Annotated in this window: 13 protein-coding genes; 10 read left to right on the forward strand and 3 right to left on the reverse strand. The window is 73.1% G+C overall.

What is annotated here, in order from left to right:
• Positions 1 to 64 precede the first annotated feature (64 nt).
• Complete coding sequence (locus tag IE95_RS0106230; RefSeq protein WP_051702811.1) at positions 65 to 1,024, forward strand: VOC family protein; 960 nt, start codon at positions 65 to 67, stop codon at positions 1,022 to 1,024.
• Between the two features lie 96 nt (positions 1,025 to 1,120).
• Here the strand turns inward: IE95_RS0106230 and IE95_RS0106235 are convergent, their stop codons facing one another.
• The 3 genes from IE95_RS0106235 to IE95_RS0106245 form a co-directional block, all read right to left on the reverse strand.
• Positions 1,121 to 1,720: a hypothetical protein gene (locus IE95_RS0106235; RefSeq protein WP_030150776.1), complete on the reverse strand. Its 600-nt coding sequence runs from the start codon at positions 1,718 to 1,720 to the stop codon at positions 1,121 to 1,123.
• Between the two features lie 24 nt (positions 1,721 to 1,744).
• Positions 1,745 to 2,140 carry a universal stress protein gene (locus tag IE95_RS0106240; protein WP_030150777.1) on the reverse strand — a complete coding sequence of 132 codons (396 nt, stop codon included), beginning with the start codon at positions 2,138 to 2,140 and terminating at the stop codon, positions 1,745 to 1,747.
• A gap of 204 nt (positions 2,141 to 2,344) precedes the next feature.
• Entirely contained in the window at positions 2,345 to 3,175 is an 831-nt protein-coding gene (locus IE95_RS0106245; protein WP_051702812.1) for an IclR family transcriptional regulator, read from the reverse strand.
• Between the two features lie 73 nt (positions 3,176 to 3,248).
• Here IE95_RS0106245 and eda point away from each other — a divergent pair, with 73 nt between their 5' ends.
• The 9 genes from eda (at position 3,249) to IE95_RS0106295 (ending at position 14,358) form a co-directional block, all read left to right on the forward strand.
• Entirely contained in the window at positions 3,249 to 3,938 is a 690-nt protein-coding gene (eda, locus tag IE95_RS0106250; RefSeq protein WP_036571235.1) for a bifunctional 4-hydroxy-2-oxoglutarate aldolase/2-dehydro-3-deoxy-phosphogluconate aldolase, read from the forward strand.
• A gap of 7 nt (positions 3,939 to 3,945) precedes the next feature.
• Positions 3,946 to 5,064, forward strand: a complete 1,119-nt coding sequence (locus tag IE95_RS0106255) for a sugar kinase (protein ID WP_030150780.1) — start codon at positions 3,946 to 3,948, stop codon at positions 5,062 to 5,064.
• Positions 5,065 to 5,304: 240 nt separating this feature from the next.
• Positions 5,305 to 5,673: a hypothetical protein gene (locus tag IE95_RS0106260; RefSeq protein ID WP_051702813.1), complete on the forward strand. Its 369-nt coding sequence runs from the start codon at positions 5,305 to 5,307 to the stop codon at positions 5,671 to 5,673.
• A gap of 311 nt (positions 5,674 to 5,984) precedes the next feature.
• Complete coding sequence (locus IE95_RS20355; protein WP_129429396.1) at positions 5,985 to 6,077, forward strand: potassium-transporting ATPase subunit F; 93 nt, start codon at positions 5,985 to 5,987, stop codon at positions 6,075 to 6,077.
• Entirely contained in the window at positions 6,074 to 7,762 is a 1,689-nt protein-coding gene (gene kdpA / locus IE95_RS0106275) for a potassium-transporting ATPase subunit KdpA (protein ID WP_240666209.1), read from the forward strand. Before IE95_RS20355 ends, kdpA begins: the two co-directional genes overlap by 4 nt.
• A complete protein-coding gene (gene kdpB, locus IE95_RS0106280) occupies positions 7,759 to 10,125 on the forward strand; it encodes a potassium-transporting ATPase subunit KdpB (protein ID WP_240666210.1) in 2,367 nt (788 codons plus the stop codon). The genes kdpA and kdpB overlap by 4 nt, the downstream gene beginning before the upstream one ends.
• Before the next feature lies 1 nt (position 10,126).
• Positions 10,127 to 10,849 (forward strand): potassium-transporting ATPase subunit KdpC, encoded by a 723-nt coding sequence (gene kdpC, locus IE95_RS0106285; RefSeq protein ID WP_084689885.1) that lies wholly within the window; start codon positions 10,127 to 10,129, stop codon positions 10,847 to 10,849.
• A 48-nt stretch (positions 10,850 to 10,897) separates the two neighbouring features.
• Positions 10,898 to 13,672: a DUF4118 domain-containing protein gene (locus tag IE95_RS0106290; RefSeq protein WP_428829408.1), complete on the forward strand. Its 2,775-nt coding sequence runs from the start codon at positions 10,898 to 10,900 to the stop codon at positions 13,670 to 13,672.
• The gene (locus IE95_RS0106295) at positions 13,669 to 14,358 is read left to right on the forward strand and encodes a response regulator (RefSeq protein WP_030150786.1); all 690 of its coding nucleotides are present in this window, start codon (positions 13,669 to 13,671) and stop codon (positions 14,356 to 14,358) included. The genes IE95_RS0106290 and IE95_RS0106295 overlap by 4 nt, the downstream gene beginning before the upstream one ends.
• Positions 14,359 to 14,420 lie beyond the last annotated feature (62 nt).

The following is a 14,420-nucleotide window of genomic DNA, read 5'->3' on the forward strand; positions in this document are numbered from 1 at the left end:
TTAATTGAAGCGTCAACTATTCTGGTGGGCAGAGGTCGGGACCCGGCCCAGGACGGAGGACATCATGACTGACCGTGCGACGAAGGTTCCCGGCACTGGCACCGCGACCAGGGACCTGCTCTCGGCCGACACCTCGATGGACGCCGTGACGCTGCACGTCGCCGACCTCGACCTGATGACCCGCTACTACCGCGACGCGCTCTCGCTGGCCGTGCTGACGCCGTCGGACGCGCTGCTCGCGGCGATCCCCGGCGCCGGGACCGGCTCGCGCGACGAGACCGTGGTCCTCGGGCGCGGCGCGACCCCCCTCGTGGTCCTGCGCCGCGGCAAGGACCTGCCGCGTGCGCGTCGCGGCGAGGCCGGCCTGTTCCACACGGCCCTGCTGTTCGACGACGCCCCTGCGCTCGCCGCTGCCGTCGCGTCGGTCGCGCGCACCGCCCCCGGCACGTTCGTCGGCAGCGGCGACCACTTGGTGTCCGAGGCGTTCTACTTCACCGACCCCGAGGGCAACGGCGTCGAGCTCTACCACGACCGCCCGCGCGACACCTGGACCTGGGAGAACGGCCAGGTCGCGATGGACACGCTCTACATCGACCCCCGCGCGTTCCTGCAGCAGCACCTCACCGACGAGGCGCTCGACCGGGCGCTGTCGACCGACGTCGTCGGGCCCGACGACACCGTGGTGGGACACGTGCACCTCCAGGTGGGCGACATCCCCACGGCGCGCGAGTTCTACGTCGACACCCTGGGCTTCGAGGCCACGGCCTCGCTGCCCGGAGCCCTGTTCGTCTCGGCGGGCGGGTACCACCACCACATGGCCATGAACTCGTGGAACAGCCGGGGGGCGGGGGCGCGCGCCTCGACGCTCGGACTCGGCCAGGTCGCCATCTCGGTCCCGTCCGAGGACGACGTCACGGCCCTCGTCGACCGGCTGTCCCGGCGCGGGATCCAGATGCGCCACGACGGCGCGACGCTCCGGTTCGACGACCCGTGGAGGAACCTCATCGAGGTCGCGGTGCGCTAGCTCTCCCCGCCTCCGCCGCTGAGTGCGGAGTTCTTGTGCGACACGCCCGGCGAGTCGCACAAGAACTCCGCACTCAGCGGAAGCGGGGGCGGCGGGTCAGCGCTTCGAGGGTTCCTCGTCGCGCTCGATGCCCAGGCGCTTCGCGAACAGCCGCCGCTGCACGAGCCACCCCGCGAGGGCCAGCGCGGCCCAGCAGAGGAACGACACGACCTGCTCCCAGCCCGGCGACGGGTCGCGCAGGAAGCCCAGCGTGTCCGGGGACACCCTGCCCAGGCCGCCGAGCACGATGCCCGCACCACCGATGGTCGTGAGCCACAGCAGCGCCCGCCGCCGGTACCTGTCCGCGAGGAACCCGCAGGCCGCCGCGACCGCGATGACGATGATCGCCGCGAGGACCCAGTTCCCCGAGTCACCAGAGACCGTGCCGTAGAGCTTGGCGCCGATCACCGCACCGGTCACGATCCCGATGAAGAACGACGCGAGCTTGAACACGAACGCGACCGCGATCCACGCGACGAGAGCACCCAGGACCCCGACCAGCAGCGCGGTCGACTGGCTCGCGCCGAACAGGTCGCCCAGCATCCAGCCGAGACCGAACCCGGACGCGATCACCGCGAGGTGGACCGAGCCGACGCCGAGGAAGCACAGGAGCAACCCGACGGCGACGATGACGAGACCAGCGACGACCGGGTCCATGGGGACCTCCTGGCGTGAGGTGGGCTAGTGCTTGGCCTTGATGACGAGCACGGGGGCGTGGGCGTCGAGCAGGACGCGCTGGGTGGTGCTGCCGAGGAGGAACTTGCCGACGGGGGAGCGCTTGCGCGAGCCGATCACGACGAGGCTCGCCGCGAGGCGCTCGGCCTCGTCGAGGATCGCGACGGGCGGGTCGACGCGTGCCTCGCGGTACGTGACGGTCGCGACCGGAGTGCCCTCGGGCAGGGCGTCGAGCAGGTGCGCGAGGTCCGACGGGAGCGGCGGGTCCTCCTGCGGGGGCCCCTCGAGCGGGGTGAGGACGAAGACGGCGAGCGGCAGGGCTCGGCGGAGCGCCTCGGCGGCTCCGGCTCGCAGTGCCGCCTCACCCTGTGGCGAGTCGTTGTAGGCCACAAGTACGGTCATCGCCGCGGTGCTCCTCGTTCGTCGTGCCCGGGTCGACGGGCAGATCGCGTGTGCTCTGAACTCTCTCACACCGCAGGGGGCCGCGCAGCGAACGGGGGATCGTGCCGGGAGCTCCGGTCCCGACGGCGTCGCTCGCCGTCGGCGTCCCGGCTCGGCCTGGTCGGTGCCCGGTTCCTCCGGGGTGGCCGCCGGGGCGGCGGGCGGTCAGCGGCCCGAGGGAGCGAGGTCGGCGGGCAGGCTCAGCGACGGGGGGAGCAGGGGGCGGGCGACGGTGTCGATCATTCGCGCGAGCTCGACGTGCCGGCTCGCGTCCATGCGGTCCGCCGGGGCGGTCACCGACAGTGCCGCGACGGCCTGGCCGGCGCGCAGGAGGGGGACCGCGAGGCAGCTGATGCCGGGTTCGTTCTCCTCGGTCTCGGTCGCGTAGCCGCGCTCACGGGTCTCGCCCAGGGTGGCCCACAGCGCGTCGCCGGTCACGGGGCTCGTCTCGCCGGCTGCGGCGGCGTACCAGCCCATCGCGGAGGGGTCGGTCGCGCGGAACGCGAGCAGGGCGCGGCCGAGCGCGGTGGTGGCGGCCGGGCGGCGGCGGCCGATCGCCGACCACACGCGGACGGCGCGCGCGGGCTCGACCTTGTCGAGGTACACGATCTCCGGTCCGGACAGCACGCCCAGGTGGATGAGCTCGCCTGACGCCTCGCACACCGCGGTGAGCGCCGGGGTCAGCAGTGCGGGCAGGTGCTCCTCGCCGAGGAAGACGGTCCCGAGCGCGGTCGCGGCGGGTCCGAGGCGGTAGCTCCCGGTCGTGGGGTCCTGCTCGGCGTAGCCGCGGAACCGCAGCGCGGCGAGCGTGCGGTGCAGCGAGGTCTTGTTGAGGCCGAGGTCTGCGGCGAGGGGGCCCAGAGGGGTGCCGTGCGGGCCTGCGGCCGCGAGGTGCTCGAGCGCGAGCAGCGCCTTGTCGACCGAGCCGAGGGGGCTGGTGGCCGGTGCGGGGCCGCCCTCGGGAGCGTCCGTCCCGGCGGTCGGCCGGACTACCACGGGCTGGGTCCGTTCACGTAGAGTGATTTCGTATTCCAGAACATCCGTTCACTATAACGAAACGTGAGGCCTCATGTCACCCGCTGCGCCCCCGACCGACCTCTACGAGCTCTTCGCCAGGGTCCGGGTCGTCCCCGTGGTCGTCGTGGAGGACGAGGCCCAGGCGCTCGCCCTCGGCACCGCCCTGCTCGACGGCTGCCTGCCCATCGCCGAGATCACCTTCCGCACCGCCGGTGCACGCGCCGCGATCGCGGCCGTGACGCGCGAGCTTCCCGAGCTCGTGACCGGGGCCGGGACCGTGATCAACGCCGAGCAGGTCGACCAGGCCGTCGACGCCGGCGCCCGCTTCGTCGTCTCGCCCGGCCTGAGCGCCGACGTCGTGCGCCGCGCGCAGCACCACGGCCTGCCGATCTTCCCGGGGGTCGCGACGCCGTCGGACATCATGGCGGCCCTCGCGCTGGGGCTCGACGTCGTGAAGTTCTTCCCTGCCGGCATCAACGGGGGAGTGCCCGCGATCAAGGCGCTGTCCGCACCGTTCCCCGGCCTGCGCTTCGTCCCCACGGGCGGCGTGAGCGCCGCGAACGCGACCGAGTACCTCACCGTGCCCTCGGTCCTCGCGGTAGGCGGCTCGTGGATGGTCGACAAGTCCCTCGTCGAGGCGGGCGACTTCGCCGAGATCGCACGCCGCTCCACCGAGGCCGTGGCCCTCGCGGCAGCCCTCCCGTCCACGGCGCCCGCCGCCACCCCTGTCGCAGGAAAGTGAGCCAGGCATGACCACCACGCCTCAAGCCGCCCCTCTGAACCTGCGCCCGGCCGCGGACTGCACCTACGACGTCGTCTCCCTCGGCGAGGTCATGCTCCGCCTCGACCCGGGCGAGCGACGCATCAAGACCACGCGCTCGTTCGACGCCTGGGAGGGTGGCGGGGAGTACAACGTCGCGCGCGGCCTGCGCCGTTGCTTCGGCCTGCGCGGCGCGATCGTCACGGCGCTCGCGGACAACGAGGTCGGCCGACTGGTCGAGGACCTCATGCTCACGGGCGGGCTCGACACGAGCTACGTCCGGTGGGTGCCGTACGACGGGATCGGCCGGACGGTCCGCAACGGCCTCAACTTCACCGAGCGCGGCTACGGGGTGCGCGGCGCGGTCGGGGTGAGCGACCGCGGCAACACCGCGATCGCGCAGATGCAGCCCGACGACGTCGACTGGGACGAGCTGTTCGGGCGCGGCGTGCGCTGGCTCCACACCGGCGGGATCTTCGCGGCGCTGTCCGCGTCGTCCGCGGACGTCGCCGAGGCCGCGATGAAGGCCGCGCGCAAGCACGGCACGATCGTGTCCTACGACCTCAACTACCGCCCGTCGCTGTGGCAGGGCATCGGCGGCCCTGCGCGTGCGCAGGAGGTCAACCGCCACCTCGCGCAGTACGTCGACGTCATGATCGGCAACGAGGAGGACTTCACCGCGAGCCTCGGGTTCGAGATCGAGGGCGTCGACGAGAACCTCACCGACCTGGACACCGCGGCGTTCCGCGCCATGATCGAGACCGCTGCGGCCGCCTACCCGAACTTCCAGGTCATCGGTACGACCATGCGTGCGGTGCACTCCGCGACCCGCAACGACTGGGGTGCCGTCGCGTGGTCCCGCGTGCAGGGCTTCGCCGAGGCCACGCACCGCGCCGACCTCGAGATCCTCGACCGTGTGGGCGGCGGCGACTCGTTCGCGTCAGGCCTCGCGTACGGGCTCATGGAGCTCGGCTCGATCCAGGAGGCGGTCGAGTACGGCGCCGCGCACGGCGCGATCGCGATGACCACCCCGGGTGACACGTCGACGGCGTCGCTCGCCGAGGTCCGCAAGCTCGCGTCAGGCGGGAGCGCGCGCGTCCAGCGCTGAGGCACCCGCCGAGAGGCGGCGAACGGGGGTCCAGGGACGTCCCGGACCCCCGTTCGCCGCATCTCGCGACGGCTCGCGACGGCCGTCGTCCGTCCGCGGCCGAGCCCGCTCCTCGTCGGCGGCGCGCCGAGCAGCATCCCGCGCGCACGCGACAGGTCGCGGCTAGGGTGGACGAGGACGGACAGATCGGACACAGCCCGTCGGCAGCCCCCGCGGCCCGACGAGTGCGAGGAGGCACACGTGGTGCAGCGTGGTGAGGTCCCGCTGGGCCGCCTCCCACGGCGCACCGTCGACGCGCCCGCCGACATCGCCCGTGCCGTCGAGCACGCACGCATCCTGCGCGGAGCAGGCGACCCCACGGGTGCGGCCCGCGTCCTCGACCGGGCCTTCGACGCCGAGGGCGTCCGGACCCGGACCGTCTCCGAGCGCCTGCGCTTCCGGGCGCTCGTCCTGCGGGCGGACCTCGCTCTCCAGCTGCACGACGACGACGCGGCCGCCCGGTTCCTCGCCGGCGCCGAGGCGCTGCCCCTGCTCGCGGACGCCCTCGCCGCGCTCGACAACGACGTGCACCTCGCCGAAGAGCTGCGCGAGCGCCTCGACGCCGACTGATGCCGCCGCACGGCCCGCGCCGTCAGGGTTGCGTCAACACCTGCCCGGCCCCCGTCAAGGACCCGTCAACGCCCACCTCCGACGTCCCGCCCGCGCCGTAGACCTGAGGTGTGCGCAGGAGCTGCGCACCGGCACCGCGCCTCCCGCACGGACCACGAGCACCCGCTCGCGATCCCCGGAGCCGCCCGCCGCACGACGTTCGAAGGCAGAGCTCAGATGGCCGACCTGGCCTACATCCTGCTGACCGTGGTGTTCTTCACCGCCGTCGGCCTCGTGGCACGCCGCCACGGCTCCTCCGGGGGGTCCTCGTCATGACGGTCCTCGACTGGGTCGGGCTCGGCACCGTCGTGGTGCTCCTCGGCTACCTGTTCGTCGCCCTGCTCCGCAGCGACAAGGTCCGGTGAGCGCGACCGTGCTCACCCAGACTTCCGGGGCGTGGCTCGCCGTCGGGCAGGTCGCCCTGCTCCTCCTCGCGCTCGCCGCCGTGCACGCCCCGCTCGGCGCCTACATGGCGCGCGTCTTCACCTCGCCCCGGCACCTGCGCATCGAACGGGCCGGGTACCGGGTCATGCGAGTCGACCCCGACGCCGAGCAGAGGTGGAGCACCTACCTGCTCTCGCTCCTCGGCTTCTCGATGGCCTCCCTCCTGGTCCTGTACGGGCTCGCGCGCCTCCAGGCGCACCTGCCGATGAACCTCGGGTTCGCCGGCTTCGACCCGGCCGGTGCCTGGAACACCGCGGTCTCGTTCGTGGCCAACACGAACTGGCAGTGGTACTCGGGCGAGGCCGCCGCAGGGCACCTGCTCCAGATGGCGGGACTCGCGGTGCAGAACTTCGTGTCCGCCGCCGTCGGCATCTCCGTCGCCGTCGCCCTGATCCGCGGCTTCATGCGCTCCGGAACGGACGGGCGCGTCGGAAACTTCTGGTCCGACCTGACCCGGACCTGCGTGCGCATCCTGCTCCCGATGGCGTTCGTCGGCGCGCTCGTGCTGCTCGCGACGGGCGTCATCCAGAACTTCGACGCGCACACCGCGATCGACACCGTCGCAGGTGGCACGCAGCACGTGCTCGGCGGCCCCGTCGCGTCGCAGGAGGTCATCAAGGAGCTCGGCACCAACGGCGGCGGTTTCTTCAACGCCAACTCGGCGCACCCGTTCGAGAACCCCAGCCCGTTCTCCAACCTGTTCGAGATCTTCCTCATCCTCGTCATCCCCTTCACGCTGCCCCGCACGTTCGGCCTCATGGTCGGCGACAAGCGGCAGGGCTGGGCGATCCTCGGGGCCATGGGCGCGCTGTGGCTCACCGCGGTCGCGCTCATCACCTGGGCCGAGATGGCCGGACCAGGTGCCGCGCCCCTCGCCGCGGGTGGCGCGATGGAGGGCAAGGAGACCCGCTTCGGCCCGGCCGCGAGCGCCCTGTTCGCCGCGTCCACCACGGGCACCTCGACCGGGGCGGTCAACGCCATGCACGACTCCCTGACCGCACCGGGCGGTGGCGTCGCGATGTTCACCATGATGCTCGGCGAGATCGCGCCGGGCGGGGTCGGGTCGGGCCTGTACGGGATGCTCATGCTCGCGATCGTCGCGGTGTTCGTCTCGGGGCTCATGGTGGGGCGCACGCCCGAGTACCTCGGCAAGAAGATCGGCCGCCAGGAGATCACGCTCGTCGCGCTCTACATCCTCACCGTCCCGTTCCTCGTGCTCGTCGGTACGGCCCTCGCGATCGCCCTGCCCGCCGGGCAGGCGGGCATCCAGGAAGCGGGCCCGCACGGGCTGTCCGAAGTCCTGTACGGGTTCACGTCCGCGGCCAACAACAACGGCTCGGCGTTCGGCGGCCTCACGTCCGGCACGCCCTTCTACAACACGGCCCTCGGCATCGCGATGCTCGCCGGCCGCTTCGTCCCCATGGCCCTCGTCCTGGCGCTCGCCGGACGCTTCGCCTCCCAGACGACGGTCCCCGCCACCGCGGGCACCCTCCCGACGCACCAGCCGCTCTTCGTGGGCGTGCTCGGGACCGTCGCCCTGGTCGTCGTCGGGCTCACCTTCGTCCCCGTGCTGTCGCTCGGTCCCATCGTGGAGTCGCTCTCATGAACAGTTCTTCTTCTGTCGCTCCCTCCGGGCGCGTCCCCGCGGGGGGCGGGGCGGGTCTTCCCGAGGACCTCGTTCCTCGGTCCTCCGCCAGGCCCGCCACGACCCGCCCCGCCCCCCGCGGGGACACGCTGCTCGATGCGTCCGACGCGGTCCTGCTTCCTGTCGCCGGAGGCTCAGCCGGTGCTGTCGAGGAGGGTGCTGCCGGCCCGACCGGTGGACCCCGGACTGCCGGCGCTCCCTCCGGCCGCAGTGGAAAGCCGGCCCGAGGCGCCTCGCTCTCGTGGGCGCAGGTCCGGGCCGCGCTGCCCGGGGCGCTGCGCAAGCTCGACCCGCGTGAGCTGTACACGTCGCCCGTGCTGTTCGTCGTCGAGCTCGGGGCCGTGGCCACGACGCTGCTGGCCGCGTTCGAGCCCAGCGTGTTCGCGTGGGCCATCGCGGTGTGGTTGTGGGCGACCGTGCTGTTCGCGACGCTCGCCGAGTCGATCGCGGAGAGCCGCGGCAAGGCGCAGGCGTCGAGCCTGCGAGCGACGCAGCAGCAGACGACCGCGCGGCGCGTCATGGCTCCGTCCGACACCTTGGCGTCGGGCACGGGTCTCGCGTCCCTCCCGACGGCGGAGGTCCCCTCCTCGACGCTGGGCGTCGGGGACGTGGTGGTCGTCCGGGCGGGCGAGATCATCCCCGGGGACGGTGACGTGATCGAGGGCGTCGCGTCGGTCGACGAGTCCGCGATCACGGGCGAGTCCGCCCCGGTGATCCGGGAGTCGGGCGGGGACCGGTCGGCGGTCACGGGCGGGACCGTGGTCCTGTCCGACACGATCGTCGTGCGGATCACCGCACCCGCGGGCCACACGTTCGTCGACCGGATGATCGCGCTCGTCGAGGGGTCGGAGCGTCAGCGCACGCCCAACGAGATCGCGCTCAACATCCTGCTGACCTCGCTCACGATCATCTTCCTGCTGGCCGTCGTGACGCTCCAGCCGTTCGCGGTGTACTCGGGCTCCGAGCAGTCGATGATCGTCCTCATCTCGCTGCTCGTGTGCCTCATCCCCACGACCATCGGGGCGCTGCTGTCGGCGATCGGCATCGCGGGCATGGACCGGCTCGTCCAGCGCAACGTGCTCGCGATGTCGGGCCGCGCGGTCGAGGCCGCGGGCGACGTCGACGTCCTGCTGCTCGACAAGACCGGCACCATCACGTACGGCAACCGTCAGGCGGCCGACCTCCTGACGGTCGGCGACGTCACGACGGCGCAGCTCGCCGAGGCCGCCCGGCTCTCGTCCCTCGCGGACGAGACGCCCGAGGGCAAGAGCATCGTGGCGCTCGTGCGCGAGCGGTACGGCGTGGGGGACCGGCCGTCGGACCGGACGGACGACCTCACCGTGGCCGAGATGGTGCCCTTCACCGCGCAGACGCGCATGAGCGGGATCGACCTGCCGCTGCCGGGCGGACGCGTGCGCCGCATCCGCAAGGGTGCGGGCAGCGCGGTCCAGCGCTGGGTGCACTCGACGGGGGCGACCACCGTGGGGACGACGGCCGAGCAGCTCGCAGCCCACGTCGACGCCGTGAGCTCCTCGGGCGGCACACCGCTCGTCGTGGCCGAGCAGATCGGCGAAGGGCCGGCGCGCGTGCTCGGCGTCGTCCACCTCAAGGACGTCGTCAAGGACGGCATGCGCGAACGGTTCGACGAGCTGCGCGCCATGGGCATCCGCACCGTCATGGTCACGGGAGACAACGCCGTGACCGCGCGGGCCATCGCCGCCGAGGCGGGCGTCGACGACGTCCTGGCCGAGGCGACCCCCGAGGACAAGCTCGCCCTCATCCGGCGCGAGCAGGCCGGCGGGCGGCTCGTCGCCATGGCGGGCGACGGCACCAACGACGCCCCCGCCCTGGCGCAGGCCGACGTGGGTGTCGCGATGAACACCGGGACCACCGCCGCCAAGGAGGCGGGCAACATGGTGGACCTCGACTCCGACCCGACCAAGCTCATCGAGATCGTCGAGATCGGCAAGCAGCTCCTCATCACGCGCGGCGCCCTGACGACCTTCTCGATCGCGAACGACATCGCGAAGTACTTCGCGATCCTGCCCGCGATGTTCATGGTCGTGTTCCCGCAGCTCGGGGTGCTCAACGTCATGCGCCTGTCGAGCCCCGAGTCGGCGATCCTGTCGGCCGTCGTGTTCAACGCGCTCATCATCCTGGTGCTCATCCCGCTCTCGCTCAAGGGCGTGCGGTACCGGCCGTCGTCGGCCTCCGCGATGCTGCGCCGCAACCTCCTGGTCTACGGCGTGGGCGGCCTCGTGGCCCCGTTCGTCGGGATCAAGCTCATCGACCTCGTGATCTCCCTCATCCCCGGGATTGGCTGACATGCCTGGAACTCTGTCCACCCCCGCGGGCGTCCCCGGACGCCCCGCCCCCCTCGCGCGCCCCTCGGCCTCGGCCGGCGCCGCCTCGCTGTTCCGCCAGAGCCTCGCGGGCCTGCGCGTCCTGCTCGTCCTGACGCTGCTCCTGGGCGTGGCGTACCCGCTCGCGGTGTGGGGCGTCGGGCAGCTCGCCCTGCCGTGGCAGGCGAACGGCTCGCTCGTGCGCAGCGACGGCACGCACGCCACGTCCCTCTCCGACACGGGCACGGACGGGGCCCCCGTCGTCGGGTCCGCACTGATCGGGCAGGACTTCGCGGCGGCCGACGACGCCGAGCGCTGGTTCCACGGCCGTCCCTCGGCCGCGGGCGACGGCTACGACACGCTCGCCTCCTCGGGCACCAACCTCGGGCCTCTCAACCCCGAGCTCGTCGCCTCGATCGAGGAGCGTCGGGCGGCGCTCGCGGATCTCCACGGCGTGGACCCCGCGTCGCTGCCCGCCGACGCGCTCACGGCCTCGGCGTCGGGCCTCGACCCGCAGATCAGCCCTGCCTACGCGGCCCTGCAGGTCGCGCGGGTCGCCGAGGCCAGGGGCCTCGACGAGGCCGTCGTCGCCGACCTCGTGGCCCAGCACACCGCGGGCAGGGACCTGGGTGTCCTGGGCGAACCGCGTGTCGACGTGCTCAGGCTCAACCTCGCGCTCGAGAACTCGGAGAAGATGAACCCATGACGACGAGCACGAGGCCCAGCGCCGTGGACCGGACGGCGCGGGTGCCCCGTGCCTGAGACGCACGGCGGTCACGAGACCGCAGGGTCCGGGAGCCCCCAGGAGGGGCGCCCGGGCCCGGGCGCGTCCGGCACCCCCCGGCCCGACGGCGTCGCTCGCCGCCCCGGGCTCCTCACCGTGTACCTCGGGGCAGCCCCGGGCGTCGGCAAGACGTACGCGATGCTCGGCGAGGCGCACCGGCGGCGCGCCCGCGGGACCGACGTGGTCGTGGGGCTGGTCGAGACGCACGGGCGCGCCGCCACGATCACGCAGATCGGCGACCTCGAGGTGGTGCCGCGTCGCGTCGTGAGCCACCGCGACGTCGAGCTGACCGAGCTCGACGTGGACGCCGTGATCGCCCGCGCACCCCAGGTGGCGCTGGTCGACGAGCTCGCGCACACCAACGCGCCCGGGTCGCGGCACCGCAAGCGCTGGCAGGACGTGCAGGACCTCCTGGCTGCGGGCATCGACGTCGTGACCACGGTCAACGTGCAGCACCTCGAGTCGCTGACGGGGGACGTCGAGGCCATCACGGGAGTGCGCCAGCGCGAGACCGTGCCCGACCAGGTCGTGCGTGATGCCGACCAGATCCAGCTGGTCGACCTCTCGCCCCAGGCGCTGCGGCGTCGGCTCGCGCACGGCAACGTGTACCGGGCCGAGCAGATCGACGCCTCCCTGTCGTCGTACTTCCGCACGGGCAACCTCACGGCGCTGCGCGAGCTCGCGCTCCTGTGGCTCGCCGACCGCGTCGACGACGCCCTGACCCGCTACCGGGCCGACCACGCGATCGTCGGTACGTGGCCCGCGCGCGAGCGTGTCGTCGTCGCCGTCACGGGTGGGCCTGAGGGCGAGACGCTGCTGCGCCGTGGCGCCCGCATCGCCCAGCGCGCCGCGGGGTCCGAGCTCGTCGCCGTGCACGTGCTCGCGACCGACGGGCTGCCCAGCGCCCCGCCCGCCGCCATCGCCGCGTCGCGCGAGCTCGTCGAGTCGCTCGGCGGGACGTTCCACACGGTCGTGGGGGAGGACGTCGCGTCGGCCGTCGTCGACTTCGCGCAAGGCGTCAACGCGACCATGATCGTCGTGGGTGTCTCGCGGCACTCCCGCTGGCGCGAGGCACTGCTCGGGTCGTCGAGCACCGAGATCGCGCGACTCGCCGGGACGATCGACGTCCACCTGGTGACGCACGAGAAGGCCCGCACGGGCCGGCTCCTGCGGGGCCGGTGGTCGGCGCTGTCCCGACGGCGACGGATCGCCGGGTGGACTCTCGCGTTCGTCGTCCCCGCTCTGCTGACCGGCGTCTTCCTGCAGCTGAGCGAGGACGTCTCGCTCTCGACCGAGCTCATGCTGTTCCTCGCCGGGTCGGTGGGCGTCGCGCTCGTGGGTGGGCTCTGGCCCGCCGTCGCCGCGGCCGTCGTGTCCTTCCTGTGCCTCAACTGGTTCTTCACACCACCGACGGGGTTCCTCACGGTCCAGGACCCCGAGAACCTTCTCGCGCTCGTGGTGTTCGTGCTCGTCGCGGCCGCCGTCGCCTCCGTCGTGGACCTCTCGGCACGCCGGACCGTGCAGGCGTACCGGGCGCGCGCCGAGGCCTCGACCCTCGCCGCGCTCTCGCGCTCGGTGCTCTCGGGCGAGGACACCGCGCAGGCCATCGTCACGCGGCTCGCCGAGACGTTCGGCCTGTCGCGGGTCGACCTCGAGTCGCGCGCGGGGGAGAGGACCGCGTGGCGGACGGTCGCGACGACCGACCGCGCCCAGGGCGTCGCTCGGCCCGCCGAGGGTGACGCTCGGCCCGCCGAGGGTGACGCGCGCACCCGGGCGGGCTCCGCCGTCGGGCACCGTGACGTCCCCGGGCACACCGAGCTGCGCGTCGACGACCACCACCGCCTGTCCCTGTGGGGACGAGCCCTGCCCGCGAGCGACCGACAGGTCCTCGAAGCGTTCGCAGCACAGGCCGGGCTCGTCCTGGAGTACCGGCGACTGCGCGAGCAGGCCGCCCAGGCCGCCGTCCTCGAGCAGGCCGACGCGACGCGCACCGCGCTGCTCGCCGCCGTCTCGCACGACCTGCGCACCCCGCTCGCCTCGATCCGCACGGCCGTCGACGGGCTGGCCTCCCCCGACGTCGACCTCGACGCCGAGGACACCGAGGCGCTGACCCGGACCATCCAGGACTCGACGGGGAGGCTCGAGAGGCTCATCGACAACCTGCTGGACCTCTCGCGGCTCCAGACGGGCAGCGTGCGCCCCGTCCTGCGCGCGGCGTCGGTCGACGAGATCGTGCCCCTCGCGGTCGAGCCCTACGGGCCGGGCGTCGTGCGTCTCGACGTCCCCGACGACCTGCCCCTCGTGCGCACCGACCCCGGGCTGCTCGAACGCACGGTCGCGAACCTCACCTCGAACGCGGTGCGGCACAGTCCGCCCGGCGAGCCCGTGCGGATCACGGCGTCGGCCGGGCCGCGCGAGATCGAGCTGCGCATCGTCGACACCGGGCACGGCCTGTCCGACGAGTCCAAGGTCCGCATGTTCGAGCCCTTCCAACGCCTCGGCGACACGACCGGCGAAGGGCTCGGACTGGGGCTCGCCGTCGCCGACGGACTCGCCCGGGCCGTGGGGGCGACCATCACGCCCGAGGACACGCCGGGCGGCGGACTCACCATGGTGGTCACGGTGCCGCGCGACGCACGGGAGGATGACGCCGTGAGCACCGACAGCGGCGGCCCGGCAGACACGGCAGGCACGGCAGGCACGGCAGGCATGACGGACGACGAGAAGGGCGAGGTGCGCGCATGAGCATCGACGGCAACAGGGTGCTGGTCGTCGACGACGACGCGGGCCTCGTCCGAGCCCTCGCGATCAACCTGCGCGCGCACGGCTGGGACGTGACCGTGGCCATGACCGGTGCGGAGGCCCTCGACGCGGCGGCGAGCGCCCGCCCCGACGTGATCCTCCTCGACCTGGGCCTGCCGGACCTCACGGGCTTCGAGGTCATCGAGGGCGTGCGCGGATGGAGTGCCGTACCCATCGTGGTGCTCTCGGCGCGCCAGCTCGGCGACGACAAGGTCGACGCGCTCGACGCGGGCGCGGACGACTACGTCACGAAGCCGTTCGCGATGAACGAGCTGCTCGCGCGGCTGCGGGCCGCAGTGCGCCGCGCCCAACCGGCCGAGGTGTCCGAGCCGGTCGTCGAGGCGGGCGACCTCCTGATCGACCTGGCCCGACGCCGCGTGCTGCGAGCCGGGCAGGAGGTGCGCCTCAGCCCGACCGAGTGGTCGCTGCTCGAGGTCCTGGTGCGGCACCGCGGTCGCATGGTCGGGCGGCTCCAGCTCCTGCACGACGTGTGGGGGCCCGCGTACTCGGCCGAGACCAACTACCTGCGCGTCTACACCGCACAGCTGCGGCGCAAGCTCGAGGACGACCCCGCGAACCCGCGGCACATCATCACCCAGCCGGGCATGGGCTACCTCTTCGAGGTCTGAGCGTCCGTCATAGGCTGTGCCCTGCCCCGCCGGCGGGCGGGGTGCCCGGCGAGTCGGGAACC

Origin of the sequence: Oerskovia turbata (assembly GCF_000718325.1) — a bacterium.
Lineage (GTDB): Bacteria > Actinomycetota > Actinomycetes > Actinomycetales > Cellulomonadaceae > Oerskovia > Oerskovia turbata.

What these genes read in the sequence shown, in the direction of transcription:
- kdpB (WP_240666210.1), top strand. Translation starts at nt 7,759, where the DNA reads ATGAACAGTTCTTCTTCTGTCGCTCCCTCCGGGCGCGTCCCCGCGGGG.
- IE95_RS0106295 (WP_030150786.1), top strand. Translation starts at nt 13,669, where the DNA reads ATGAGCATCGACGGCAACAGGGTGCTGGTCGTCGACGACGACGCGGGC.
- IE95_RS0106255 (WP_030150780.1), top strand. Translation starts at nt 3,946, where the DNA reads ATGACCACCACGCCTCAAGCCGCCCCTCTGAACCTGCGCCCGGCCGCG.
- IE95_RS0106230 (WP_051702811.1), top strand. Translation starts at nt 65, where the DNA reads ATGACTGACCGTGCGACGAAGGTTCCCGGCACTGGCACCGCGACCAGG.
- IE95_RS20355 (WP_129429396.1), top strand. Translation starts at nt 5,985, where the DNA reads ATGACGGTCCTCGACTGGGTCGGGCTCGGCACCGTCGTGGTGCTCCTC.
- IE95_RS0106235 (WP_030150776.1), bottom strand. Translation starts at nt 1,720, where the DNA reads ATGGACCCGGTCGTCGCTGGTCTCGTCATCGTCGCCGTCGGGTTGCTC.
- eda (WP_036571235.1), top strand. Translation starts at nt 3,249, where the DNA reads ATGTCACCCGCTGCGCCCCCGACCGACCTCTACGAGCTCTTCGCCAGG.
- kdpC (WP_084689885.1), top strand. Translation starts at nt 10,127, where the DNA reads ATGCCTGGAACTCTGTCCACCCCCGCGGGCGTCCCCGGACGCCCCGCC.
- IE95_RS0106240 (WP_030150777.1), bottom strand. Translation starts at nt 2,140, where the DNA reads ATGACCGTACTTGTGGCCTACAACGACTCGCCACAGGGTGAGGCGGCA.